Origin of the sequence: Sagittula stellata E-37 (genome assembly GCF_039724765.1) — a bacterium.
GTDB classification, from domain to species: domain Bacteria; phylum Pseudomonadota; class Alphaproteobacteria; order Rhodobacterales; family Rhodobacteraceae; genus Sagittula; species Sagittula stellata.
The window spans coordinates 2437620-2462972 of sequence record NZ_CP155729.1 but is presented as its reverse complement, the minus strand read 5'-3'; the positions used below and the strand labels follow the sequence as shown (position 1 = coordinate 2462972).

Annotated in this window: 27 protein-coding genes and 1 other RNA gene; 22 read left to right on the top strand and 6 right to left on the bottom strand. The window is 65.8% G+C overall.

Translation table 11 applies throughout. The features are described from left to right. Positions 1-4: 4 nt before the first annotated feature. From cbiM to ABFK29_RS11630, 16 genes are all read left to right on the top strand, one after another. A complete protein-coding gene (cbiM, locus tag ABFK29_RS11705; RefSeq protein ID WP_005862992.1) occupies positions 5-622 on the top strand; it encodes a cobalt transporter CbiM in 618 nt (205 codons plus the stop codon). Next, the gene (locus ABFK29_RS11700; protein WP_005862990.1) at positions 619-1194 is read left to right on the top strand and encodes a hypothetical protein; all 576 of its coding nucleotides are present in this window, start codon (positions 619-621) and stop codon (positions 1192-1194) included. The genes cbiM and ABFK29_RS11700 overlap by 4 nt, the downstream gene beginning before the upstream one ends. A 3-nt stretch (positions 1195-1197) precedes the next feature. Next, positions 1198-1983 carry a cobalt ECF transporter T component CbiQ gene (gene cbiQ / locus ABFK29_RS11695; RefSeq protein ID WP_005862988.1) on the top strand — a complete coding sequence of 262 codons (786 nt, stop codon included), beginning with the start codon at positions 1198-1200 and terminating at the stop codon, positions 1981-1983. Next, positions 1974-2624 (top strand): energy-coupling factor ABC transporter ATP-binding protein, encoded by a 651-nt coding sequence (locus ABFK29_RS11690; RefSeq protein ID WP_005862986.1) that lies wholly within the window; start codon positions 1974-1976, stop codon positions 2622-2624. Before cbiQ ends, ABFK29_RS11690 begins: the two co-directional genes overlap by 10 nt. 39 nt (positions 2625-2663) lie before the next feature. Next, positions 2664-3311, top strand: coding sequence for a hypothetical protein (locus ABFK29_RS11685; RefSeq protein WP_005862984.1), 648 nt, complete (start codon positions 2664-2666; stop codon positions 3309-3311). A gap of 27 nt (positions 3312-3338) precedes the next feature. Then, entirely contained in the window at positions 3339-5924 is a 2586-nt protein-coding gene (locus ABFK29_RS11680) for an HWE histidine kinase domain-containing protein (RefSeq protein WP_005862982.1), read from the top strand. A gap of 137 nt (positions 5925-6061) precedes the next feature. Beyond that, positions 6062-6411: a transfer-messenger RNA gene (gene ssrA / locus ABFK29_RS11675) on the top strand. Between the two features lie 98 nt (positions 6412-6509). Next, positions 6510-6761 carry a hypothetical protein gene (locus ABFK29_RS11670; RefSeq protein WP_083803518.1) on the top strand — a complete coding sequence of 84 codons (252 nt, stop codon included), beginning with the start codon at positions 6510-6512 and terminating at the stop codon, positions 6759-6761. A gap of 108 nt (positions 6762-6869) precedes the next feature. Continuing rightward, the gene (locus tag ABFK29_RS11665) at positions 6870-7235 is read left to right on the top strand and encodes a DUF4345 family protein (RefSeq protein WP_005862978.1); all 366 of its coding nucleotides are present in this window, start codon (positions 6870-6872) and stop codon (positions 7233-7235) included. A 76-nt stretch (positions 7236-7311) separates the two neighbouring features. Further along, complete coding sequence (chrA, locus tag ABFK29_RS11660) at positions 7312-8565, top strand: chromate efflux transporter (protein WP_040605102.1); 1254 nt, start codon at positions 7312-7314, stop codon at positions 8563-8565. 62 nt (positions 8566-8627) lie between these two features. Then, the gene (locus ABFK29_RS11655; RefSeq protein WP_040605088.1) at positions 8628-9095 is read left to right on the top strand and encodes an SspB family protein; all 468 of its coding nucleotides are present in this window, start codon (positions 8628-8630) and stop codon (positions 9093-9095) included. Positions 9096-9163: 68 nt separating this feature from the next. Continuing rightward, positions 9164-10222: an ATP-binding protein gene (locus ABFK29_RS11650; RefSeq protein ID WP_347099578.1), complete on the top strand. Its 1059-nt coding sequence runs from the start codon at positions 9164-9166 to the stop codon at positions 10220-10222. A 134-nt stretch (positions 10223-10356) separates the two neighbouring features. Continuing rightward, on the top strand, positions 10357-11751 hold the full coding sequence (gene fumC / locus ABFK29_RS11645) for a class II fumarate hydratase (protein WP_005858153.1): 1395 nt from the start codon (positions 10357-10359) through the stop codon (positions 11749-11751). 134 nt (positions 11752-11885) lie between these two features. Continuing rightward, positions 11886-12851, top strand: a complete 966-nt coding sequence (locus tag ABFK29_RS11640; RefSeq protein WP_005858150.1) for a serine hydrolase domain-containing protein — start codon at positions 11886-11888, stop codon at positions 12849-12851. Positions 12852-12892: 41 nt separating this feature from the next. After that, a complete protein-coding gene (locus ABFK29_RS11635; protein ID WP_005858148.1) occupies positions 12893-13066 on the top strand; it encodes a DUF4169 family protein in 174 nt (57 codons plus the stop codon). Further along, positions 13063-13296 carry a ribbon-helix-helix domain-containing protein gene (locus ABFK29_RS11630; protein WP_005858146.1) on the top strand — a complete coding sequence of 78 codons (234 nt, stop codon included), beginning with the start codon at positions 13063-13065 and terminating at the stop codon, positions 13294-13296. Before ABFK29_RS11635 ends, ABFK29_RS11630 begins: the two co-directional genes overlap by 4 nt. Positions 13297-13303: 7 nt before the next feature. Here ABFK29_RS11630 and ABFK29_RS11625 read toward each other — a convergent pair whose 3' ends face one another. The 4 genes from ABFK29_RS11625 to ABFK29_RS11610 all read right to left on the bottom strand — a co-directional run bounded on the left by ABFK29_RS11625 (position 13304) and on the right by ABFK29_RS11610 (position 16993). Further along, positions 13304-14392 (bottom strand): ABC transporter ATP-binding protein, encoded by a 1089-nt coding sequence (locus tag ABFK29_RS11625; protein ID WP_040604403.1) that lies wholly within the window; start codon positions 14390-14392, stop codon positions 13304-13306. Positions 14393-14493: 101 nt separating this feature from the next. Further along, entirely contained in the window at positions 14494-15033 is a 540-nt protein-coding gene (locus tag ABFK29_RS11620) for an RSP_2648 family PIN domain-containing protein (RefSeq protein ID WP_005858142.1), read from the bottom strand. Next, a complete protein-coding gene (locus tag ABFK29_RS11615; RefSeq protein ID WP_005858140.1) occupies positions 15030-16250 on the bottom strand; it encodes an RSP_2647 family RNA methyltransferase in 1221 nt (406 codons plus the stop codon). The genes ABFK29_RS11620 and ABFK29_RS11615 overlap by 4 nt, the downstream gene beginning before the upstream one ends. Before the next feature lie 47 nt (positions 16251-16297). Beyond that, positions 16298-16993 (bottom strand): DUF6778 family protein, encoded by a 696-nt coding sequence (locus tag ABFK29_RS11610; protein ID WP_005858138.1) that lies wholly within the window; start codon positions 16991-16993, stop codon positions 16298-16300. Positions 16994-17230: 237 nt separating this feature from the next. Here ABFK29_RS11610 and edd point away from each other — a divergent pair, with 237 nt between their 5' ends. Both edd and eda read left to right on the top strand, forming a co-directional pair. Then, on the top strand, positions 17231-19036 hold the full coding sequence (gene edd, locus ABFK29_RS11605; protein WP_005858136.1) for a phosphogluconate dehydratase: 1806 nt from the start codon (positions 17231-17233) through the stop codon (positions 19034-19036). Positions 19037-19112: 76 nt separating this feature from the next. Further along, a complete protein-coding gene (gene eda / locus ABFK29_RS11600) occupies positions 19113-19760 on the top strand; it encodes a bifunctional 4-hydroxy-2-oxoglutarate aldolase/2-dehydro-3-deoxy-phosphogluconate aldolase (RefSeq protein ID WP_005858134.1) in 648 nt (215 codons plus the stop codon). A gap of 97 nt (positions 19761-19857) precedes the next feature. On the opposite strand, the gene ABFK29_RS11595 is transcribed toward eda, so the two are convergent. Further along, complete coding sequence (locus ABFK29_RS11595; RefSeq protein WP_005858132.1) at positions 19858-20115, bottom strand: hypothetical protein; 258 nt, start codon at positions 20113-20115, stop codon at positions 19858-19860. Continuing rightward, positions 20112-22877, bottom strand: a complete 2766-nt coding sequence (locus ABFK29_RS11590) for a [glutamate--ammonia-ligase] adenylyltransferase (protein ID WP_005858130.1) — start codon at positions 22875-22877, stop codon at positions 20112-20114. Before ABFK29_RS11590 ends, ABFK29_RS11595 begins: the two co-directional genes overlap by 4 nt. Before the next feature lie 64 nt (positions 22878-22941). Between ABFK29_RS11590 and ABFK29_RS11585 the strand changes: the two genes are divergently transcribed. The 4 genes from ABFK29_RS11585 to ABFK29_RS11570 all read left to right on the top strand — a co-directional run bounded on the left by ABFK29_RS11585 (position 22942) and on the right by ABFK29_RS11570 (position 25308). Beyond that, a complete protein-coding gene (locus ABFK29_RS11585) occupies positions 22942-23529 on the top strand; it encodes an NAD(P)H-dependent oxidoreductase (RefSeq protein ID WP_005858128.1) in 588 nt (195 codons plus the stop codon). Continuing rightward, a complete protein-coding gene (locus ABFK29_RS11580; RefSeq protein WP_005858126.1) occupies positions 23530-23997 on the top strand; it encodes a YbaK/EbsC family protein in 468 nt (155 codons plus the stop codon). A gap of 316 nt (positions 23998-24313) precedes the next feature. After that, positions 24314-24760 carry a DUF2852 domain-containing protein gene (locus ABFK29_RS11575; RefSeq protein ID WP_005858124.1) on the top strand — a complete coding sequence of 149 codons (447 nt, stop codon included), beginning with the start codon at positions 24314-24316 and terminating at the stop codon, positions 24758-24760. A gap of 104 nt (positions 24761-24864) precedes the next feature. Then, positions 24865-25308 carry an RDD family protein gene (locus tag ABFK29_RS11570; protein WP_040604402.1) on the top strand — a complete coding sequence of 148 codons (444 nt, stop codon included), beginning with the start codon at positions 24865-24867 and terminating at the stop codon, positions 25306-25308. Positions 25309-25353 lie beyond the last annotated feature (45 nt).

Genomic DNA, 25353 nt, shown 5'->3' with positions numbered 1-25353 from the left:
CGCCATGCACATCGTGGACGGAGCCCTTTCCAACCCGGTCGTGATCGGCGGGGCGGTGCTGGCGGCCGGCGGCATCGCCTATGGCCTGCGGTCGCTGACGATGGAACGCATCCCCGCAGCCGGTGTCCTGTCGGCCAGCTTCTTCGTGGCCTCGCTGGTGCATGTGCCGATCGGCCCGTCCTCGGTGCATCTCATCATGAACGGTCTTGCCGGGCTCGTGCTCGGCTGGGCCGCCTTTCCGGCCCTCTTCGTGGGCCTGCTGCTTCAGGCCGTGTTCTTCGGCTTCGGCGGACTGACCGTGCTCGGGGTGAACACACTCAATATCGCTTTGCCAGCGGTGCTGGCGGGACTGCTGTTCGGGCGTCTCATCTCGCGCGGGACGCCGCTGACCGGAGCCGTCTGGGGCGCGGTCGGCGGCACCTTCAGCATCGCCGCGACAACCGGCTTGGTGGCCTTGTCGCTGGCCTTGTCGGGCGATGCCTTCATCCCGGCGGCCAAACTGGTGTTCATCGCCCATATCCCGGTGATGATCATCGAAGGGCTGCTGACCGGGTTCGCCGTCCTCCTGGCTCGCAAGGTCAAGCCGGACCTCTTCCACGCCCTGCAACGGAGTGCCGCATGAAACGCCTTGCCCTGATTGCGGCGCTTCTGGCGTTGCCCCTGCCCGCTCAGGCCCACAAGGTCATCGCCGCCGTCTTTCCGTCCGGGTCCTCCATCGAGGGCGAGATCGGCTTCTCCAACGGCGACATGGCTGTCGGGGAAGAAGTGATCGTCACCGCCCCCGACGGCACCGAACTGGGGCGCACGGTCACCGATGCGGACGGCTTCTTTGTCTTCACGCCGGAAAAGCCGGTCGAACATCGTTTCCGCGCCGATCTGGGCGCCGGACACGTGGCGGAGGCCACGCTGCCCGCCGAAGAGGTGGCTGCCATCCTCGGCAAACCGGTCATCGAAGCCGCGCCGCCCGCCGTGGCCACCGACGCCTCCGAGCCGGTCGCCGTCGCCGGACTGACGGCAGAAGAGCGTGACTTTATCGCCGAAACGGTTCGGGACGAGATCCGCCCCCTGCGCCGCGAGATTGCTGCCTACAAGGAGAAGAACGACTTCCAGACGATCCTCGGCGGACTGGGCTACATCCTCGGGCTGTTCGGGCTGGCGTTCTACATCGCGGCCCGCCGCAAGATGGCGGCCTGAGCCATGGGCCACGTTCTGACACAGGCACAAAAGACGCTGGCTGGGACCGGGACACCGGCCCTGACCGCAGTGAACCGTCTGGACCCACGCACCCGCATACTCGGCGTCTGTGTCTTTGGCGTGGTGGTTGTGGCGCTGTCCTCGCTGGGTGCTCTGACGGCGGCCCTTGCGGTGTCCGTCGCGTTCCTGCTGGTCTCGCGCCTGCCGATCCTGCCCACGGTGAAGCGCATGGCGGCGATGGACGGTTTCATCATCTTCATGCTGGTTCTCTTTCCCTTCACGGTGCCCGGCGACACTATGTTCACCATCTGGGGCTTCGATGCGACCTGGCAGGGCCTCGGGCAGGCCGTCGAAATCGCGCTGACCGCCAACGCGGTGATCCTCGCGCTCATGACGCTGGTCGGGTCGATGGAGCCGGTCACCATGGGGCATGCGCTTTACCGGCTGCGGTGCCCGGAAAAACTCGTGCACCTGATGATGTTCACCATCCGCTACATCGAGGTGCTGCGCGAGGAATACCTTCGCCTGCGCGCCGCGATGAAGGTCAGAGCCTTCCGTCCCTCCACCTCGTGGCACACCTACCGCACCTTCGGCTACCTCGTGGGCATGATTCTGGTGCGGGCGATTGAACGGTCCGAGCGTATCCTCGCCGCGATGAAATGCCGGGGTTTCTCGGGACGTATCATGCTCTTGCAGGACTTCGCCTACACCCGTCGCGACGCGGTATTCGGCGTGGTCCTGATCATCGTGTGCGCCGCGCTCTTCCGGCTGGATGCCACATGGCCCTGATCGACATTGAAGACGTCCACTTCGGCTATCCTGGCCAGGACCCGGTTCTGAAAGGCGCGAACCTGCGACTGGAGCCGGGCCAGCGCCTGTCGCTGACCGGAGCGAATGGCGCGGGCAAGTCGACGCTGCTGCGGCTGATCCTCGGGCTGCAACGCCCCGACAGCGGCACCATCCGCATCTTCGGCATCCCGCGCGTGAGCGAGGCGGATTTCCACGAGGTGCGTCGCCGGGTCGGTCTGGTGTTCCAGGACCCCGACGATCAGCTTTTCTGCCCAACCGTGACGGAGGACGTCGCTTTCGGCCCCCTGAACCTCGGCCGCAGCCGTGAAGAGGCGCTGGAGATGGTCGACCGCGTCTTGCGCGACCTCGGCCTGACCCACCTTCGCGACCGGATCACCCACAAGCTGTCCGGGGGCGAAAAGCGGCTGGTCACGCTGGCGACAGTGCTGGTGATGGAGCCCGAGGCGCTGCTTCTGGACGAGCCTACGAACGCGCTCGACCCACGCAACGAGGCACGTCTGCTGGAAATCCTCGACGCCCTGCCCCAGGCCATCCTTCTGGTCAGCCACGATCCCCGCTTCCGCGACAGGCTGGCCCCCGATTCCGTGGAGTTGAGCGAGGGCAAATTGATACCCGCCTGACGAGGCGGTCTTCCTACCTTCAGGATCTTCTCAAAAAAAATGCAGAGCGTTAAGAATTCTGCGGAACAATTGCAGTGTTTCTGCGTTGTACGATTCTGGAATTCCAAGGAAGGTAGACTGACGTTGATTTTATTAGCAGATGTATCGCTGTCCGGGGGACAGGATACGCTGTCTCTCCGGCACAGGATTCGCAACGACACCCGGTTGGACCACGCCCGTGTCGAACAAAGTTTTGACCACGTTCTCCAAGATCCCCATGCCAATCTCAACGAGTTCCTCCGCGCACAACAAGCGGCCGTTCTGGCGCTGTGCAATCGCACCATAGACAACAGGGCGCTTCTCAGCCGGGACATCATCGTGGACCTGCTAAGGCGGCTGTTCAGCGATGTCGGCCCCGGGTCGACGCAAGGTCAAGCTGGCCAGCCTCTGCATCCTGTGGCAATCGACTACATTGTGCTGGGATCGCGGTTGGGAACTGAGGTGATCCGGCGCAGGCTGGTCAAGGCGGAACCGAACATCGCCGTGCCACGCTATTTCCTTGCCGCTCCGGTCGGACCGGTCTGGCAGCGCCATTGCGCTGTCCTGGACCAGATGGCCGCGCGCAGTCCGGAGGCGGACCGCATCGTCGCGGACGCTATGGAAGCGTTTAGGATTTTCGAACGCGCAGCCGCAGCGCATGCCTCTTGAACCAACCGGACTGAAAGGGTCGCCTATATGAAAATCGCAAGGGCTTCGGGCCCCGGCAGCGACAGCGTGGATCTCACCAATTGCGACCGCGAACCTATCCATCAATTGGGCCGGGTACAATCCTACGGCGCACTGCTGGCGGTAACGACGGACTGGATCGTCCAGCACGCCTCCGAAAACCTCGGCGATATCCTCGGAATTGACCACGGCGACGCCATCGGTCGCCGGCTGCAGGAACTGATCGTCCACGACGCGTTCGAACGGATGCGGAAAAGCATGCATCTCACCGACACGCCGGATGGAGTCGTGAGGCTGTTCGGCGTGACCGTGCTGAACGACAACCGCAGCTTCGACGTGTCCCTGCACGGCAGCGGACGCCACATGATCGTCGAGTTCGAGCCGCGCTCCGTCTTGCGTGGCAGCGACGTCATGTCTGAGGTCTATCCGCATATCCTTCAGCTTCGCGGCTGCGTTGACCTCGAAACCCTCGCCCGCCGGGCGACCGTCGCGCTTCACAAGCTCTCCGGTTTCGACAGCGTCATGCTCTACCAGTTCCAGGCCGACAAGTCCGGCAAGGTGTTGGCCGAGACCCGGAGCGACGGCGGTCAGAAGTATCTGGGCCTGATGTTCCCGGCATCCGACATCCCGGCACAGGCCCGGGCGCTCTACAAGCGCTCGCTCCTGCGGTTGATCTCCGATGTCGACGATCCGGGCAGCGCGATCTGTCCGCCCCAGACCGTGGACGGCACACCGGTGGACTTGTCGCTGTCCGTGACGCGCGCGGTCTCTCCCATCCATATCGAGTACCTGAAGAACATGGGTGTCAGCGCCTCCATGTCGGTGTCGATCATGAAGGACGGTGAGCTTTGGGGACTGTTTGCCTGCCACCACCACAGCCCGTGTTACATCGACTACGAACGGCGCACGGCGTTTGAGATGTTCGCGCACATGTTCTCTTACGAACTCACGCGGTTCGAAGACGGGCAGCGCAAGATCGCCGAGGTGAACACCAACCGGCTTCAAAGCCGGCTGATGACCCACATGGTTGACGGTCAGGAGCTGGCCGAAAGCCTGCTGGCGGTCAGCGACGACATCCAGTCGGTCCTGCCGCACGACGGCCTCTGCCTCTACGACGGAGAGTCCCCGACTTGCATCGGCGCGACGACTTCGGCCGAGGAATTCCGGAGCATCGCGCGTTTCCTCGACCGCTCCATCGGTTCGCAGAACTATCACACCGATTGCCTCGGCAACGTCCATGAACCCGCGCGCGACTACGAAGACCGCATTGCCGGCCTTCTGGCCATTCCGATTTCCAAGCGTCCGCGCGACTATCTGGTGCTCTTCCGTCGCCCGATCAACGATACCGTGTCCTGGGCGGGCGACCCGAACAAGCCTGTCACAGTCGGCCCGAACGGCGTGCGCCTGACGCCGCGCAAGTCGTTCGACGTCTGGAAAGAAGCCGCGACCGGCCGTTCCGCACCGTGGACCACCCAGGAAGTGCACGCCGCCAACCTGCTGCGCACCGTCCTGCTTGAAGTCTTCCTGAAAGTGACGGATGCGGCGAACCTCGAACGGCAACGTGCGCAGGAACAGCAAGAGCTGCTGATCTCCGAACTCAACCACCGGGTCCGCAACATCCTGAACCTGATGCGCGGACTCCTGTCGCAGTCGCGCGCATCCGCGGCCACTCTGGAAGAGTTCACCGCCAACCTCGACGGGCGCATCCATGCGCTCGCACGCGCGCACGACCAATTGACGGCGGATCACTGGGAACCAGCCTCGCTTCGGGAGCTGATCCTCTGCGAATTCGCGGCCTACGCCAACGGCAAGTCGGAGCGTGTCAACGTAACCGGTCCGGATGCTCTGGTGAAACCGCAGGCTTACACGACCTTGGCACTGGTCCTGCACGAGATGGCCACCAACTCCGTCAAGTACGGCGCGCTTTGCGACAGCGGCGGACGCGTGGATATCCACATCTCGCGGGACAATGCGGGCGGCCTGCTGATCGACTGGCTGGAACGGGGTGGCCCGCCGGTGTCGCCGCCGGAACGCCGCGGTTTCGGAACGGTCATCATCGAGACGTCTATCCCGCATGAACTGAAGGGCGATTCCCGGATCCACTACAAGATGACCGGGGTCGAGGCGCACTTCCGGTTGCCGCCACACATTCTGGCCGGATTGATCGAAACCGTGGCCGCCGCGCCGCAGACCCCCGCACCGGTCAAGCAGGAGGCCACCGCAACCGATTTCGGCGGACCGGCCCTGGTGCTGGAAGATTCGCTGATCATCGCGATGGATGCGGCTGCCATGCTCGAAGACATGGGCGCTTCCCCTGTCGAGATCGCCTCGTCCGTCGCCGATGCGATGGCCTGGCTGGAGACGGTGACGCCCAATCATGCCGTTCTGGACGTGAACCTCGGTGACGAGCAATCGCTGCCCGTCGCCGAAAGGCTCCACGCCCTCGGGGTGCCCTTCGTGCTGGCGACCGGCTACGGCGACAATCAGGCGCTTGTGGAAACCTACCCCCCTTGCGAGATCGTCCAGAAGCCGTTCACCGACGCGGCCCTGCAATCCGCGTTCGAGCGCCTGGCGGACAGCAAGCCGAAGGGCTGAAAGAGTGCGTCACGGTGGGCAGATCCTGTCGTGACGACACATCGCGCAGGCCGTGGACCCTGAACAAGTTTCCGGGTTGGCCAAGAATCGACCAAGCCCGGCCCGGCGCAAAAACGTGCCGAATTCGTGTCGGTTTCCCCCTTTGCAAGCGGCCCGACGGCGCCTATATCAGAGATGTTCCTCAGGGAACTATGGGCATAAACGCGCATGTAATAAACGGATCGGACCCGGGGGCGGTACCCGGCGGCTCCACCAAACATCCCTTCGTTGGGGGAAAATGGGGCCGAAACAGGATCGACGAACGCGTAAAGATGTAGCTTTGTCCCGGTGAGATACCACCGTTATCGGTTCACAAAGTACAATTGCCAACGACAATCGTGCTCCGGTTGCAGTTGCTGCGTAAGCAGTGACGAGACCGAAATCTAAGTCCTTGCGCCTAGCAGCGTAAGGCGGGGTTCGCAGGCACCTGGCAACAGAAGCCTGCACTTCACCTTTCGAGACATATCCATATTGCATCTGGTGTTTCGCGCCTCTCCCGGACGCAGGACCGGCGACGCCGAAACGCAGACCGTCCGGAGTTCCGCCATGCGCCCGCTGCTTTCGCTGATCGTGATGTCGCTCATCGCCGCCTGTGGCGCGCCTGTGCATCAGAACGACAAGCCCACACAGACGACCCAAACGCGGTTCGACGTGATGGAAAAAGCGCGCGAGCTTTCCCTGGGCGGCCAACACCATAGAGAGCCGCCGATCTATGGCACACCGGGTGACACGCCGCACACGACACCCGGTCCAGCACCCTGCAACGAACGTGGCCTGGGCGATCAACGCTGCCCCTGAAGCGCCTGACCGCGCTCCGCCGGTCGCAAGACAGCGTCATCGCGCCGCGCACTCTTGCCGCAAAGCACTTGTCCGCTACGTCCGTTCGCACCAGCAAGGCGGACCCGGATGACAGACCTGCTCAACATTCTCATTGCGCTGATGACCATCGCCTTCGGTGGCATGGCCTTCGTCAGCCCGCGCTTCGCCGCGAAGGCCCTGGACCTGAAGACCGCCGACAGCACGATGGGTCTAAGCGAGTTGCGCGCCTCTGCTGGCGGCCTGTTCGTCGCCGTGGGGCTCTGCTGCCTCGTCGCCGGCGCGGATTTCGCCTATGCCATGCTGGGCATCGCCTATGCCGGCGCGGCTTCCGGTCGCCTCGTTTCCATGGTCATGGACAAACCGCCGCAGCCCAAGGCCTTTGTCTGGTTCCTGCTGGAGGCGCTGCCCGCCGCATGGCTGATCGCGATGAACTGGCCAGCGCCCACTGCCTGAACGCCTGCGCGCCTCATCCGTCTTGTGCCCATCCGTCTTGTGAACGTCACGAAGCCCGCCTAAGCGTTTGGGCATCATGACGCCCTACCCTCTCCTGACCCGTGTCTTTGCGCGTATCGGCCTGCTGTCGTTCGGCGGACCGGCAGCACAGATCGCCGTCATGCATCGGGAACTGGTTGAACAACGCCCCTGGCTGACCGAGGCGCAATTCCTCCGGGCGCTCTCTTTCTGCATGCTGCTGCCCGGTCCCGAAGCGATGCAACTTGCCACCTATGCCGGCTGGCGCCTGCGCGGCATAACCGGCGGCCTGATCGCGGGGGCGCTCTTCGTGCTGCCCGGCGCGGCGGTCATCGCGGTCCTCGCGTTGCTGTACGCCCAATACGGCGCCCGGCCCGAGACGGAGGCCCTGATGCTCGGCGTCAAGGCGAGCGTCATCGTGATCGTCGTGCAGGCGCTCCACCGGCTGTCGTCTAAGGCGTTGAAAGGGTCTCCGGACTTCATGGTTGCGGTGGCGGCCTTCCTTGCCCTTTTCGCGTTCAGCCTGCCGTTCCCGCTTGTCATCGCGCTGGCCGCGGCCTGGGGCGCACTGCGTGGCGGAGGCGCGGCGGACGGGCCGTCCGACGCCCCGGCGGAACCGCCCCGAAACAGCACCGCCCCGGCCACGATCCTCTTGTGGCTGGTCCTCTGGCTGCTGCCGCTCCCGGTCCTGTACCTCTCGGGACAGACGCTTCTGTTCGATCTCGCGGCCTTCTTCGCGAAACTGGCCGTCGTGACCTTCGGCGGCGCCTATGCGGTCCTTGCCTACATGGCGCAGGATGTCGTGGAAATGCGTGGCTGGCTGACCGCGCCGCAGATGGTCGATGCCCTCGGGCTGGCCGAGACGACCCCCGGCCCGCTGATCCTGGTCACCCAGTTCGTCGGGCAGCTTGCCGGACACAGCGCGGGCGGCGTCCGCATGGCGCTGGCTGCGGGCGCGCTGACGCTCTGGATGACCTTCGTGCCGTGCTTCCTGTGGATCTTCGCCTTTGCCCCGCATGTGGAGACGCTGCGCGCCCGCCCGCGCCTGCAAGCCGCCCTCAGCGGTATCACCGCCGCAGTGGTGGGCGTCATTGCCAACCTGTCGCTTTGGTTTGCGCTTCACACGCTCTTTGCCCAGACGGTCACGATCGACAAAGGCCCCTTGTCGCTGTCGCTGCCGGTGCTCTCGACCCTGCGTCCGGAGGCCCTGCCGCTGATCGCGCTGGCCGCGCTGATGTTCGCGCGGAAGGCACCGGTGCCGCTTGTGCTGGCCGTCTGTGCGCTGTCCGGCTGGGGGCTGGCGCAGGTCTGACTCCCCCCTTCCATTCTCCGTCCAGAGCAATATGGTGGGCGCAACGAAAAGAAAGCCGCGATATGTCCGATACTATTGATTACGGAAAACTCATGCACCGCGCGATGCGCGGCCTCATCCAGGAGGTTCTGACCGGCGTGTCGGAGCATGGGCTTCCCGGCGATCATCATTTCTTCATCACCTTCGACACCCGCCACCCGGAGGTCGAACTCGCCGACTGGCTGAAACAGCGCTACCCCGGCGAAATGACCGTGGTGGTACAGAACTGGTACGAGGATCTCGAAGTCGGCGATGAGGGTTTTGCCATCACGCTGAACTTCGGCGATGCGCCGGAACGGCTGTCGATCCCCTACGACGCGATCCGCACCTTCGTCGATCCGTCCGTCGAATTCGGGCTGCGCTTCGAAAGCCAGGACAGCGAGGAAGACGAGGGCGACGACGATCCGACCCCCGACGGCGACGGTCCCGGCAAGCCCGAGGCACAGCACCACGACGCAGAGGTCGTCAGCCTGGACCGCTTCCGGAAGTGAACCTTTCCTAAAGGGTGATTGCCGTAACGTCCGAGGACTGTCCTGTCTTGGTATCGGGCGACATTGGGATGAACCCTCTGAACTTCGCCATTCTCGATTTTGTCGCTGTGCCGATATTCGTTCTCCGCCCCGATGCGGAGGGAGCGCCCGTCTATGCCTTCTGGAACCGCGCGGCGGAGCGTCTGGGCGCCCGCCCGCGGCATGAGGTTCTGGGCCGCACCGCGGTCGAAGTCTACGATGACACCTTGGGCAACGCCGCCTATCAGCGCCACATGGAGGTCATGGCTTCGCGCACGGCACAGACCTACGATCTGGTGCTCGACATCGACGGGGCGGAAACCGAAGTGCAGACCACCCTTTCGCCGATCCTTGGACATGACGGACAGGTCATCGCCATCGTCGGAACATCGGTGATCCTGACGCCGATCCGGGCCGCTCAGAAGAAAGACATTGAAACGCTGGCAAGGGTCGAACGCGCCCGCTGCGAGATGGAGCAATATCTTGCGTTCGCCGCCCACGACCTGCGCGCGCCCATGCGCCGGATCCTCGGACTGTCGGAACTGATCCGCGATGAGCTGCCTGAAGACGCAACCGAAGCGCGTGAAATCGCCAATCTGATGTCCGAAGTCAGCGAAAAGGCGCAGGACCTGATCGGCGAGGTGCTCGACTTCAGCGAGGCCAGCAATGCCGAGGCAAGGATCGAGAGCTTCGAACTTCACCTGCTCTGCCGTGACATTTTCACCGTTCTCGACCCGCGCGGGCTGCACGACCTCCACGCCGAAGAGATCCGCCTGACGGCCGACCGGACCGCGCTCCAGATCATCCTGCGCAATCTCGTCGACAATGCTCTGAAACACGCCGGCAAGGACCGGGTGCATGTCCGCGTCTGCGCCGGCGCCACCCCCGACGGTCTGGACGTCCTGGTGGAGGACGACGGCAAGGGCCTGCCCGGCGGAACGCTCGACTTTCTCGACGGCAAGCCTTTCGAATACGGCCATGGCTTCGGGCTGCTCGGGCTTCGCCGGCTTCTGGGGATGCGCAAGGGCCGGTTGTCTGCCACGCAGGCCAAGGGCGGTGGCAGCCTCGTACGTGTGCATCTGCCCGGAACGCGGCGGGCCGACGAATAGGCCGTTCCGCTGGGTCAATTCGTCTCTAGGCGCGCGGCACTGGCCTTAGTAAACCTTGGCGCGATTGCACGATTGCCCAGCATCCCGCTTTCCTTTATCCGGCATGCAATCGCATACAAATGCAGGAGTCACCGATGACCGCCACCCGTACCGAGACCGACAGCTTCGGCCCGCTTGAAGTGCCCGCCGAAAAGTACTGGGGCGCGCAGACCCAGCGGTCGATCATGAACTTCCCCATCGGCTGGGAAAAACAGCCCGTGCCGATCGTACGCGCCCTTGGCGTCATCAAGAAGGCCTGTGCAGAGGCGAACAAGACGCTCGGCACAATGGCGCCCGAAGTCGCCGACGCGATCATGGCCGCCGCTCAGGAGGTCATCGAAGGAAAGTTCGACGACAACTTCCCGCTGGTCGTCTGGCAGACCGGCTCTGGCACACAGTCGAACATGAACGCGAACGAGGTCATCTCCAACCGCGCGATCGAGATGCTGGGCGGCGAAATGGGGTCCAAGTCCCCCGTCCACCCCAACGATCACTGCAACATGGGCCAGTCGTCGAACGACACCTTCCCGACCGCGATGCACGTCGCAATCGGCATGCAGGCGCGTGACGTCCTGCTGCCCGGCCTGAAGAAGCTGCACGCCGCCTTGGAGGCGAAGTCCAACGAATTCAAGGACATCATCAAGATCGGCCGGACCCACACCCAGGACGCCACGCCGCTGACGCTGGGCCAGGAATTTGGCGGCTACGCGCACCAGGTCAAGAAGGGCATCGAACGGGTCGAATCCTGCCTGCCCGACATCTACGAGCTGGCGCAGGGCGGCACCGCCGTTGGCACCGGACTCAACACCAAAAAGGGCTGGGCCGAGATGGTCGCCGGCAACATCGCCACGATCACCGACCTGCCCTTCGTCACCGCCCCCAACAAGTTCGAGGCGCTGGCCGCGCATGACGCCATGGTCATGTTCTCCGGTGCGTTGAAGACCGTCGCGGCGAGCCTGTTCAAGATCGCCAACGACATCCGTCTGCTGGGCTCTGGCCCCCGTTCCGGCCTTGGCGAACTGATCCTGCCGGAGAACGAGCCCGGCTCCTCCATCATGCCGGGCAAGGTGAACCCGACTCAGGCCGAGGCGCTGACCATGGTCTGCGCCCATGTCATGGGCAACGACGCCGCCGTCGGCATCGCGGGGTCTCAGGGCCACTTCGAGCTCAACGTCTACAACCCGATGATGTCCTACAACGTCCTGCAATCCATGCAGCTTCTGGGCGACTCGGCGTCTGCCTTCACCGACAACATGGTGGTGGGGATCGAGGCGAACGAGGCGCGGATCGAGAAGCTGATGAAGGAATCGCTGATGCTGGTGACGGCGCTGGCACCGACCATCGGCTACGACAACGCCACCAAGGTTGCCAAGACCGCCCACAAGAACGGCACGACCCTCAAGGAAGAGGCCATCGCGCTCGGTTTCGTGGACGAGGAGACCTTCGACCGTGTCGTCCGTCCCGAGGACATGATCGGCCCGAAGGACTGATCCTGCGCCAACGCTGAACGACACCGACGCGCGCCCCACCCGGGCGCGCGTTTTTTGTCCGCCCACGGTCTGACCCGCGCAAACGTGAGAGCTCCGACCGTTGACCTCGGGCGATTCCCTCCGATTTCAGGAGGATGCAACGCCGAACACTCCTCGCCTCTGCCCTGTCCCTGCCATTCGTCTCCCGCGCGTGGGCCGAGGACGATCCGTTCGCGGCCTTCGCAGGGGCGCACGACCAGTTCCACGCGATCCTTGTCCAGAAGGGCGATACGCTGATCCACGCACGCGCCTATGGCGGCCCCGGCCTCAACGCGCTGGCCAACATCAAGAGCTGCTCGAAAAGCATGGTCTCGTTGCTGTTGGGCTGCGCCATCGACCGCGAAGAGGTCACGCTGGACGCGACCCTCGGCGACGTGGCGCCCCGGCTGATCCCGACCGACGCCGATCCGAAGGTGGCCGATATCACGCTGGGCGACCTCGCCAGCCTGCGCGCCGGGCTGGAGCGGACCTCCGGCCCGAACTACGGCGCATGGGTCGCCTCCTCCAACTGGGTGCGCAACGCCCTCTCGCGTCCCATGGTGGCCGAACCGGGCGGACGGATGCTCTATTCCACCGGCTCGACCCATGTGCTCGGCGCGGCGCTGGCAGAGGCGACCGGCCTCACCCTGTTGGAACAGGCGCGCACACGGCTGGGCCGCCCGTTGGGAATCGAGATCCCCCCGTGGATCCGCGATCCGCAGGGCTTCTACCTCGGTGGCAACCAGATGGCGCTGACGCCCCGCGCGATGCTGCGCGTTGCGCTGACGATGCGGGACGGCGGCCGGTGGGAGGGCACACAAGTCATCCCCTCCGACTGGGTCGACATCTCTGTCCAACCCCTGACCCGTTCGCCCTACTCGGGCCTCTCCTACGGTTACGGCTGGTTCCTGAATGCCACCGGCTGGGCGCTGGCGCGCGGCTACGGCGGACAGATCATCGCCTTCCACACGAACCGGGACATTGCGGCCGCCATCACCTCCGACCCGACCCGGCCAGCCCGCTCCCAGGGGTACTTCGGGGCGCTGATGGACCTGCTCGACGGCCCTGTCATGTCCGCCTGAAACCCATGGAACGTCACACCGAAGCCAGCTAGGATCCCGTCATGAGCAAGGTCGTCAACCTGAACCGTTTCCGCAAGCAGAAGTCCCGCGACGACAAACGCCGCGAAGGCGACGCGAATGCCGCGCAGCATGGCCTGACGAAGGCGCAAAAGGCATTGGCCAAGGCCCGCACCGACAAGGAGCGGCGCGACCATGAAGGGCACGAACGGGAATGACAGGCCGCCCGGTCAAGCGGTCGCTGACCCTGAAAGGCCACCGCACGTCCGTCTCGCTCGAAGATGCCTTCTGGTCGGAGTTCCGGCGCATCGCCGCCGAGATGGACAAGCCGCTCAACGCCCTCGCCTCCGAGATCGACGAGGCCCGAGACCCCGAGGTTGGACTGGCATCGTCCATACGGGTCTACATTCTTCACAAACTGATTGAAGAACGGACTCCAACGCAATGAAATCAAATTAGTTTTTCCCGATCACTGGAAAAACGAAACAGCGGTCGCGCCGCAGGCTCAGCCACATGGGCGTGCCCGGCTTCGGCAGGAAAACGTTGGGCACCGTCGCGATCAGCTTCTGCCCGTCGTGATCCATCACGAACTCGACAAGGCTTTCCGACCCCATGAAGCGCGCGCGCTGCACCACGCCGCGGGCCGGGGTGCCGGCGATCTCCGTAGGGTTCGGCCCCTTGCCGGCGCGGTCGAAGTCGATCGACACGTGCTGCGGGCGGAAAACGATCTCTACCGCGCCGCCATCCGCGACGCCCGGCGCAAGGAACCGGCCAAAGGGCGTGTCCACCAACGCCCCTTGAACTTTGCCCTCCAAGACATTGACGTCGCTAAAGAATGCCACCGCGTCGCGGTCAGCCGGCGCATTGTAGATGTTGTACGGCGCGCCTTGTTGTACGATCCGTCCGTCCCGCATCAGCGCAATCTCATCGGCCATGCGCATCGCCTCTTCGGGTTCGTGCGTGACCAGCAGGACCGCCGCGCCTTCTTCCTTCAAAAGGTCCAGTGTCTCGTCCCGGATACCGTCGCGCAACCGGTTGTCGAGGCCCGAGAAAGGCTCGTCCATCAGCATGATCTTCGGCTGCGGCGCCAGCGCCCGGGCAAGGGCCACGCGCTGTTGTTCGCCGCCCGACAGATGGTGCGGATAGTGGTCGATGTAATGCCGCAGACCGACTCGATCCAGCAGCCGTTCCACCGTGGCGCGTTTTTCGGACCGTCCGCCCTTCAACCCGAAGGACACGTTCTCTCCGACGCTCAGATGCGGGAAAAGCGCGAAATCCTGGAACATCAGCCCGATGGAACGCCGCTCTGGCGGCACGCGAAAGACCGTGTCGCAGACCAGCTTGCCGTCGACGTGGATCGTGCCTTCGTCCTGCATGTCGACACCCGCGATCATCCGCAACGTCGTCGACTTGCCACAGCCAGAGGGCCCAAGCAGGCAGGTCACCTGCCCCGGCGCAATCTGCAGCGACACATGATCGACCACGGTCTGCCCGTCGAAGCGGCGCACGAGGTCGCGTATCTCTAGCCTTGGCGGTGTCGTCACGTCTGCCCCAAAACGTCCGAGGGATTTTATCGGGTTTCAGGCACGTCTAGACCGAGCCGCCCGGTTCTGCAAGGGCGCGCGGCCCGCCGCGACAGCCAATCTCAGGCCAAGGCTTTGGCAAGACGCGGCAAACGGGCCTTTTTCAGGAGCGCCCGCATCTCCCAGTCGTCGCCGGACAACCGCCGCGCTTCGGCCAGCACCTGCTCGGCCACACCTCCGACAATCTCGGGCGAACCCTGCCAGAACCCCAGAAGAAAGGCGTCGGGATCGGTGCGGCTCAGCCCCTCCTCGGACAGCACGTTGCGCGGGAAATCGGAGGCGTTCATCGTCACGATCACGTCGGCGCTGCCCGAGACCGCCGCCGCCAGCACATGCACGTCCGCCGGATCGGGCAGCCACAAGCGGCCCTCAAGCGACGGCGGCCATGTCACCTCTGCCCGGGGCCATGCGGCGCGGACCAGCGCGATCTCGCCGCGTGCCTGCGTCTCTCCGCCCGGGCCCAGCTTGCGTGCCGCGCGAGCCCATTCCTCAAGGATCCGTTCAGACCAGAGAGGCGTGTAAAGACCGGCGCGGGCGACGCCCAGCAGGACCTCGCGCATCACTGTCGGGAACAGGACGCAGGTGTCGAGGACAACCTTCACAGCCGGAAGAACAGCGCCTTCAGGTAGCCCGACTCCGCCAGTTGCGGCAGAAATGGATGGTCCGCCCCTGCCTGCCCGGTGTGGATCAGGACCGCCCGCCGCCCGGCGCGCCCGATGCCACGCAGGCAGGCGCCGGTAAAGGCCGTCATGTCCGCCGCGTGCGAACACGAGCAAAGCACGAGATAGCCGTCTTCCGCCACCAGCGCCGCCGCCAGCCGCGCGATCCGCTCGTAGGCGCGCAGGCCCTTGTCCAGTGCCTGTTTCGACGGTGCAAAGGCGGGCGGATCGCAGACCACCACGTCATAGCGCGCATCGTCCTCCTGCAACGCCGTCAGCGTGTCGAAGGCGTCGCCCTGCCGGGTGGCAAAACGGTCGGCCACGCCCATCGCATCGGCCCCCGCCCGTGCCAGGTCGAGCGCCGGAGCAGAGCCGTCGACGCACAGAACCTCTCGCGCGCCGCCCGCCAGAGCCGCCAGCCCGAAGCCGCCGACATGGCTGAAGACGTCGATCACCGAAGCATCGGCCGACAGCTTCGCGGCAAAGGCATGGTTGTCGCGCTGATCGTAGAACAGGCCGGTCTTCTGACCGCCAGTCAGGTCGGCCATGTAGGTCGCGCCGTTCATCACCACCGGCACCGGCGCCTCGGGCGCGGCCCCCATGAGAACGACGTCGGCATCGTCCAGACCTTCCAGAACGCGTCCTCGCCCCGAGGCGTTCTTGAGGACATTGGCACAGCCCGTCACCTCGGCCAGCACCTCGGTCAGCACCGGCAGCAGCGCATCGGCCCAGGCCGCGTTCGGCTGCACCACCAGCGTGTCGCCGAAGCGGTCCACGATCACGCCCGGAAAGCCGTCCGCCTCCGCGTGGATGAGCCGGTAGAACGGTGCATCGTACAGCCGTTCGCGCAGCGACAGCGCCTTGGCAACCTTGGCCCGCAGCCATTCCGTGCCGATCTCGACGATCTCGCGATCCAGCACCCGGGCCACGATTTTCGAGCCGGGATTGACCGCCACCGTGGCCAGCGGCGTGCGCTCGTGGTCCTCCAGCGTGGCGATGGTGCCCGGCGCGATGCCCCGGGTGCGGCGATCCATCACCAGTTCGTTTTCAAAGACCCATGGTGCACCGCGGCGGATGGCGCGGGCGTTGGCCTTCGGCAGAAGGCGCAGGACGGGACGGTGGGATGCGGAGCCGGAATCAGGCGAGGCGGAGGTCGTCATGACCCCCGCCTTACCCCGCTTTCTCCCAAGAATGAAGCGGTTGAAACTCAGATCTGATTAAGCGCCCGGGTCAGTTTCCGGCCCTTGTCGCGCCACCCTCCCGCGGTCGACACCTCGGCCGCCATCACCCGGTCCAGATGAGCCATCAGGCGAACCTTCATGCCCAGGCCCTGACGCTCTGCCAGCATGGCACGGCGGCCGCCATAGCCTTTGAGGTCGGCACGCGTCTTGCGGCCATCGACCAGCACCGCACCGGTTTCGGCGTCGACGATGGTCGTGTCGAACACCACAGTGTGGATGCCGCCGGTGGTGTAACGAGCCTTCTCCGTCAGGGAATGGAACTTGTGCAGCGTGATGATCGCTTTGACGGGGCGCCCGTTTGCAGGCGCATTGGCGCGGGCTTTCTCAAGGCTCGACCGGAACATCGCGGCGACCTGCTGCTTGCGGTTGCCGTATGCGTCGCCACGCCAGACGATGTCGGCGATCGGCAGATACAGGTTGGCCTCGGACACGCTCAGCGCTTCGGGCACGCGGAATTCGTAGGCCACAAGCTTCATGCTGCCCTGCCGGACCGGAGCCTGCATTCCGGGCAACGGCGTCACCGGACGGTCCAGGGCCGAGGCCGCCGCGCGGCTCACCTCTCCGCCCGGCATCGCTTCGAAAGGTGCCTTTCCGGGCATCTCGCCGCAGGCCGCAAGCGCCGCCACCAGGCCGATCCCAAGAACAAACCGTGCAATCCGCATCTTTTTCGTCCTCCTGTCGCGCTTCGCTGCTCTCAAAGCGCCGTTCTGCCCTGTCGCAGCCCGACGGCTGCTGTTAACCTTGTCTTGCTCCGGAACGTGGCGCCATTGGGGCGACAGATGGACCTTTCGTCGACGCGTCAACCTGATGGGCAGCCGGGATGACGGGGTTTACCGTTAGCGCTAACTGGTCTATGTATCGCGAAGGACCGGAAACCGGAGCCGGAAAGGACTCGTTCCATGACCCTCAATCAGACCATCGCCGACGTCACAGCCCGTATCGAGGAACGCTCCTCGGGGATGCGGGCCACCTACCTCGACCGCATGGCCCGCGCCGCCGAAGAAGGCCCGCGCCGCGCCCACCTGACCTGCGGCAACCAGGCCCACGCCTATGCCGCCATGGGCCAGGACCAGGATCGGCTGGCCACCGAGCGCGCGCCGAACATCGGTATCGTCAGCGCCTACAACGACATGCTCTCGTCCCATCAGCCGTTCGAACGCTTCCCCGACCTGATCCGCCAGGCGGCGCGCGCGCAGGGCGCCACGGCGCAGGTTGCGGGCGGCGTTCCGGCGATGTGCGACGGTGTCACCCAGGGCCAGGTCGGCATGGAACTCTCTCTTTTCTCCCGCGACGTGATCGCGCTGGCGGCGGGCATCGCGCTCTCGCACAACACCTTCGACGCGGCGGTCTACCTCGGCGTCTGCGACAAGATCGTGCCGGGGCTGATCATCGCCGCCGCCACCTTCGGCTACATCCCCTCGGTCTTCCTGCCCGCGGGCCCGATGCCCACCGGCCTGCCCAACGACGAGAAGGCCAAGGTCCGCCAGATGTTCGCCACCGGCGAGGTCGGCCGCGAGGAACTGATGAAGGCCGAGATGGCCTCCTACCACGGACCGGGCACCTGCACCTTTTACGGCACCGCCAACACCAACCAGATGCTGATGGAGGTCATGGGCCTGCACCTGCCCGGCGCCTCATTCGTGAACCCCAACACGCCGCTGCGGGATGCGCTGACCGTCGCCGGCACCGAACGCGCGCTTGAAATAACCGCGCTCGGCAACGACTACCGCCCGGTGTCCGAGATCCTCGACGCCAAGGCCTTCGTCAACGGCATCGTCGGGCTGATGGCCACGGGCGGCTCCACCAACCTCGTGCTGCACCTGCCGGCCATGGCCCGCGCCGCGGGCATCGCGCTCGAGGTGCAGGACTTCGACGACATCTCGTCGGTGACGCCGCTGATGGCCAAGGTATACCCCAACGGCCTGGCGGACGTGAACCACTTCCACGCCGCGGGCGGCCTGCAGTTCATGATCGGCGAACTGCTGGACGCGGGCCTGCTGCACGAGGAAGTCAAGACGGTGATCGGCGACGGCCTGCGCCCCTACACCCGTGAACCCGAGCTGAAGGACGACAAGGTGACCTGGCGCGACGGGCCGACGCAGACCCACAACGACAAGGTCCTGCGCCCGGCAACCGACCCGTTCCAAACGTCCGGCGGCCTGAAACAGCTCAAGGGGAACCTCGGCCATGGCATGATCAAGGTCTCCGCCGTCGCCCCCGAACGCCATGTGATCGAAGCCAGGGCCCGCGTCTTCCAGGACCAGGAAGCGGTCAAGCAGGCGTTCAAGGCCGGCGAGTTCACCGAGGACACCATCGTCGTCGTCCGCTTTCAGGGCCCGAAATCCAACGGCATGCCGGAACTGCACGGTCTGACACCGACGCTTGCGGTCTTGCAGGACCGCGGCCTGAAGGTTGCGCTGGTGACCGACGGCCGCATGTCCGGCGCCTCGGGCAAGGTGCCCGCCGCGATCCATGTCTCGCCCGAAGCGGCGGACGGCGGCCCGCTGGCCCGCGTCCGCGACGGCGACATCCTCCGCCTGGACGCCACACAGGGCACGCTGGAAAACCTCGCCTCCGATTTCGACGGCCGCGAACCGGTAACCGCCGACCTGACGGGCAACGGCCACGGCGTCGGACGCGAGCTTTTCGCGGCCTTCCGGGCCAACGTGGGCCTTGCCTCGAACGGCGCGGCCGTGGTCGTCTGACACCGGCGCGCCCGCATCCCTTCCGGGCGCGCGCGCCTGTTTCTCTGCTTCAAAAATACTCAAAAGGACACCGCCCATGACACCAGCCGCCGCAAGCCGCGAAAGCGAGCGCCTCTGCCGCCTCGCCCCGGTGATCCCCGTCCTCGTGATCGACGACGCCGCGCAGGCGCGCGGCCTTGCGGAGGCGCTGGTCAAGGGCGGGCTCCCGGTTCTCGAAGTTACGCTGCGCACGCCCGCGGCACTCGACGCGATATCGGAGATGGCCAAGGTGGAGGGCGGCGTGGTGGGCGCCGGCACGCTCCTGACGCCCGAGGACGTCGAGAAGGCCGTGGCCGCGGGAGCGAAGTTCGGTGTGTCTCCCGGCGCGACCGACCGCATCCTCGACGCCTGCGAGGCCGCAGACCTGCCGCTTCTGCCCGGTGCCGCCACCGCCTCCGAGGCGATGAAACTGCTGGAGCGTGGCTATACCGTGCAGAAGTTCTTTCCCGCCGAGGCCAACGGCGGCGTGCCCGCCCTGAAGGCCATCGGCGCGCCGATCCCGCAGGTCCGCTTCTGCCCCACCGGCGGGGTATCGATGAAGAACGTCGGCGACTACCTAGGCCTGTCCAACGTGCTGTGCTGTGGCGGCAGCTGGGTGGCGCCGAAGGACATGGTGTCATCCGGCGACTGGGCCGGGATCGAAGCTCTGGCCCGCGAGGCCGCTGCCCTGCCGCGCCGGTCGTGAAGACAGGGGTTTCGGATCGGCTGACGCCGATCCGATCCGCCGGGGCTCTGCCCCGGACCCCGAGGTATTGTTGCCAAGATGAAGATGAGGCCTGCGCTCAGCTGCGGGGGCGTGCGCGCCAGCCCCCCCGGCGTTTCGGGGCGGCCACGCCGTGCCGTCCTTCGCGCAGGACCTCCGTCATCGGGTGGCCCTCCTGGCCGTACCGGTCCAGCAGAGCGGCGATCAGAACGCCGGTGTCGGCATCGACCGGCAATGTCAGCGCCCAGTCGAAGAAGATCGAGCGGCATTCCTCGATCGTGATGCCGTCGATCCGGTAGGCTTCCCGGATCAGTCCTTTCGGGTCCGCGTCGTTCATGTCTCGTCTCCTTCGGGCAGAAGCGCCCGGATGATGTCTGCCGCGCGCGTCGTGCGTGCGTCCAGGTCCTCGCGCAGGGCGTCAAGGGTATCGTATCCGGTCAGCCGCAGCAGGAAGGCACAGCCACCGGTGCCCAGCGTGTCAGGGTCGAGCGGCTTGTCGCTGACCAGCCGCGCACCGATCTGCAGCGCCCACGCCAGTTCGTAGGCCGCCACCAGCGGGCCGCTGTCGAGCCAGTCCGCCGCTCTCAGCGCCCGGGGCGTCTGTCGCACGGGCTTGCCCGAGATCAGCGCCGCCGCCTGCCCCATCAACTCGATTTCCTGCATGCGGCCCGGCCCGATCTTGGCGTCCCACGGACCCGCGCCGCCTTTTGCCGCCCCGATCCGGCGCAGCATGCCGGCCACCTCCGACAAGACCTTTGCGCGGTCGCGGGGCACGGACAGCAGCTCCTGCCGGAAGGCCTCCACGTCCTCGGCAAAACCGCGCGGACCGGCCATGACGCGGGCCCGGGTCAGGGCGAGATGCTCCCAGGTCCAGGCCTCTTCCTGCTGGTAGCGCTGGAACGACGTCCAGGAGGTCGCCACCGGTCCCTGGTTGCCGGACGGCCTGAGACGCATGTCGACCTCGTAGAGCCGTCCCTCCGACATGCGCGCGCTCATCGCCGTCACCAAGGCCTGCGTCAGCCTTGCGTAATAGGTGCGGGACGGCAGCGGTTTTCGCCCGTCCGACGTCTCCACGTCCTGCGGATCGTAGATCACGATGAGATCGAGGTCCGAGCGCGCGTGCAGCCGCCCGGCCCCGAGCGATCCCATGCCCAGCACCACGGCGCCCCGCCCCGGCGGCGGCCCGTGTTTCAGCGCGAACTCTGCCTGGACCACCGGCCAGATCGCCGCCAGAACAGCTTCGGCAAGGTCGGCATAGGCCCGGCCCGCCTCTTCCGGCGCCATCAGCCCGCGCAACAGGTGAACGCCTGCGCGGAAGTGCCATTCCTTGGCCCAGCGGCGCGCGAGGTCCAGCCGCCGCTCGTAGTCCGGTTCGGCCTCCAGCACGCGCGACAGATCCTCCGCCAGGCTGGTGCGACCGGGCCATGGGCTCCAGAAATCCCCGGCGATCACTGCATCCAGCACCGAGGCGTTGCGCGCGAGGTAGACGGCCAGATCGGGCGAGGTGCCGACGATGTCCACCAGAAGGTCGGCCAGCTGCGGGTTGGCCTCGAAAAGCGCGAAAAGCTGGACGCCCGCCGGCAACCCCTTGAGGAAGCCGTCGAAGGCGGCCAGCGCCTCTTCGGGGCGGGCGGTGGCGGCGAGGCGACGCAGGATTTCCGGCCGCACGCGCTGCCACAGTTGCTGGGCGCGTTCGGAGCGCAGGCAGGGATAGGTCGTCCAGCGGCGCGGCAGGTCGCTGTCCTCGAAGACCTCCGGTTCCGAACAGGGCGCGGAGGCGTCGGGGGCAAAGAACCCCTCCGTCAGGGCATGCACTTCGGTCAGGCGGTCGACGACCTCGGTCTCCAGCTTGGCCAGGTCGCGACCCATGAGGCAGGCGATGCGGTTCAGGCCCTCCTCGCTTGTCGGCATGTCGTGGGTCTGGGTGTCGTTGACCATCTGGATGCGGTGTTCGACCTCTCGGTGGGCGCGGTAGTGGCGGGCCAGCTTCTCCGAGACGTCCTCCGGCACCCAGCCCTTCGCGGTCAGCGCGCGCAGCCCCTCCACCGTGCCGCGCAGCCGCAGATCCGGGTCGCGCCCGCCGGCGATCAGCTGGCGGGTCTGGGTGAAGAACTCGATCTCGCGGATGCCGCCGCGCCCCAGCTTCATGTTGTGCCCGGCCAGCGTCACCGGCCCGTGCAGCCGCTTGTGCGACCGGATCCGGAGCCGCATGTCGTGCGCGTCCTGGATCGCCGCAAAGTCGAGATGTTTGCGCCAGACGAAGGGCTTCAGCGCTTCGAGGAACCGTTCTGCCGCCGGAATGTCCCCCGCCGAAGGCCGGGCCTTGATGTAGGCCGCGCGCTCCCATGTGCGCCCGAAGCTCTCGTAATACCGCTCCGCCGCCTCCATCGCCATGATGACCGGCGTCACCGAAGGATCGGGCCTCAGCCGCAGATCGGTGCGGAAGACATAGCCCTCGCCCGTTGGATCGTTCAGCATCGACGACATCTTGCGCGTCGCCCGGACCAGGGCCGAGCGGGCCTCGAAATAGTCGTCGGGGTCGTAGCGGGTTTCGTCGAAAAGGCAGATCAGGTCGATGTCGGAGGAATAGTTCAGCTCGCCCGCGCCCATCTTGCCCATGGCCAGCACTGCCGCGCCACCCGCCGTCCGGACGTCGTCGGCGCCCATGCCGGGCAGCTTGCCGCGCCGGATCTCATGGCCCACGGCGGCCTGCAGCGCCAAAGTCACCGAGAGGTCGGCGAAATCGGTCAGCGCACCCGTCACCGCCTCCAGCTCCCACGCGCCGGCCAGATCGCAAAGCGCGGTCAGCAGCGCGACACGTCGCTTGGCTTGCCGCAGCGCGCTGCCTAGCGCATCCGGCGCCACCTCTCGCAGACCGGCGTGGACCGCGTCCAGCGCCGCCTCCATGTCGCCCGCGGCCTCTTCCAGCCAATCGCACTCACGCGCGATCAGGCCTTTGAGATAGGGCGACGAGCCGCCGGTGCCGCGCAACAGGTCGGCAACGGCGCCGGTGGCCCAGGGGGCGCTCGACAGGGCTTCCTCTCCCTGCTCGGGATCGAAGGGGCGTGGCAGGCGGGTGATGCGGCTTTCCAGCGTCATGTCTGGCAGATGCTCATGACATCAGCGGCTTGGCAAGCCCCGCGCGCTCTGAGAGAAGACCGCCATGCGTCTGCTCATGGTCATAGCCCACCCGCTGAAGGACAGCCTCAGCCACCGGTTCGCGGATCGCCTGTCGCGCGACCTGACACGGCGCGGGCATGACGTCTCGGTGCGCGATCTGTATGCCGAAGGCTTCGCGCCTGCGCTGACCGCGGACGAGCGGCGCGCCTATTACCGGACGCCGTTCGGCGACGACGCCGGGCTGAAGACCTTCGACGGGATGGTCCTGCTCTTCCCGACATGGTGGTTCGGCCTGCCCGCGATCCTCAAGGGCTGGATCGACCGCAGCTTTCTGCCCGGTGTGGCCTATGACCACGATCCCGCGCTCGGGACGTTGCGCCCCGGCCTGCCAAACCTGAAAGCCGTGCTGACCGTCACCACCATGGGCGCCCCCGCCTGGTACGACCGGCTGGTGGCCCGCCGACCGGTATATCGCGCGCTGAAATACGGCGTGTTCAAGCCCTGCGCGCCTAAGGCCCGTTTCCGCTTCCTCGCCCTCAACGGGGCCGAGAAGATCACAAAGCCGCGCCTGGACGGGTTCGAGAACCGCCTCGCCCGCGTGGCCACACACCTCTTTCCGAAGGAGCCCTGAATGAGCAAGAGCCTCAAACGTGTCCACGCCGCCATCGAAGCGGCAGGCCTAACGCCCGACATCCGCGAAGTCGGACAGGCCCGCACCGCGCAGGAGGCCGCCGACAGCGTCGGCGTGCACGTCGACCAGATCGCCAAGTCGATCATCTTCCGGGCCGAAACCTCGGGCGAGGCGGTGCTGTTCCTGACCGCCGGCGGCAACCGCGTGTGCGCCGACAAGGCAACGGCGCTGGCGGGTGAACCGCTGGGCAAGGCAGACGCTGGCCTGATCCGTGCGCAGACCGGCTTCGCCATCGGCGGTGTCGCCCCCGTCGGCCACCTGAACCCGATCCGCGCCTGGCTGGACCCGCGTCTGCTGGAGTTCGACGAGGTCTGGGCAGCGGCGGGCACACCTCGGCACGTCTTTCCCATCGACCCAAAGCGCCTGCCCGAACTGACCGGTGCGGAGCCCGCCGACTTCACGCTTTGACACACCTCGTTTGCCGGCCGGCACCCGCCGGGCGGCCCGTTCCCGGAGATATTGCCGGGCTTTTCGACCCCTGAGTTACCGCCCGAAAACCGCGACCGGCGATGCAAAAGGCGTGCCGTGTGGCCCTGCTCTCCATGAGGCCAGCGCGCGCAGGACACCCTCAAACACCTGATTTAAATTACAAAAGCGCCCTGCCCTGCATCCCTCCGCCCGAAAATGTAAAAAACATTCACATCGCCCCTTGATAAGCCAACCGGCAATCACGATCTCTTGTCATGTGAAAAGCATTCACATTAACTTCCAAACGGAGAGAGACATGACCACCGCCGCTTATCAAACGACCCATCTGCCCGCCAACGCAGGCTGGCTGACCCGGGCCGAGGCGTGGCTCGATCACAAGGGCAAAGGCGCCTGGATCGCGGCCATGGTCCTCGGATTTATCTTCTTCTGGCCCGTCGGCCTCGGTCTTCTGGCCTACATGATCTGGAGCAAACGTATGTTCGGCAAAGGATGCGCACAGCGCAAGCAGCACTTCCAATCGCACCGCCACACCGCCTGGGCGGCAATGAAACCCTCGGGCAACATGGCCTTCGACTCCTACAAGCAGGAAACCCTGCGCCGTCTGGAGCAGGAGCAGGAAGCCTTCGAATCCTTCCTGGAGCGTCTGCGCGAAGCCAAGGACAAGTCGGAGTTCGACGAGTTCATGAACGAGCGTGAGAAGCGCGCCGCCGCATCCGCGAAATCGGTCGACGAAGACGCCTGAACGTCCCCCACGGCCATCCGGAAGCGCCCCCTCGGGCGCTTCCCTTTTGTCCCCATTCCATCGCTGGTAATATGATGACCGATCTCACCCTGCAGGAGCCCCGCATGTACACCGAACCGATGTCCCACCTCCCCGACCCGGAGCGTCAGGCCGGTTTCTACGACGGGGTTCTGGTAAAACGCTTCCTCGCCTGGATCGTCGATGTGGTGCTGATCGCGCTCGTGACGCTGGTGATCTCCACAGTGACCATCGTCGGCCTCTTCATGATGCCGCTGATCTTCCTCACGGTGGGTTTCCTCTACCGCTGGATGACGCTGGCAAGCGGATCTGCGACCTGGGGCATGCGCCTGATGGCGATCGAGTTCCGCAATGCGTGGGGCGAACGGCTCGACGGCGGACAGGCCTTCCTGCATGTCTTGGGCTACACGATCAGCATGTCGACCTTCATCATCCAGATGGTTTCCGTGGTGCTGATGGCGACATCCGAACGCGGCCAGGGTCTGACCGACATGGTTCTGGGCACCGTTGCCCTCAACCGCCGGGCGTAACGGACCCGCTTCCGGGCCTCCTTCGCGGGGTCCGGAAGAATCACT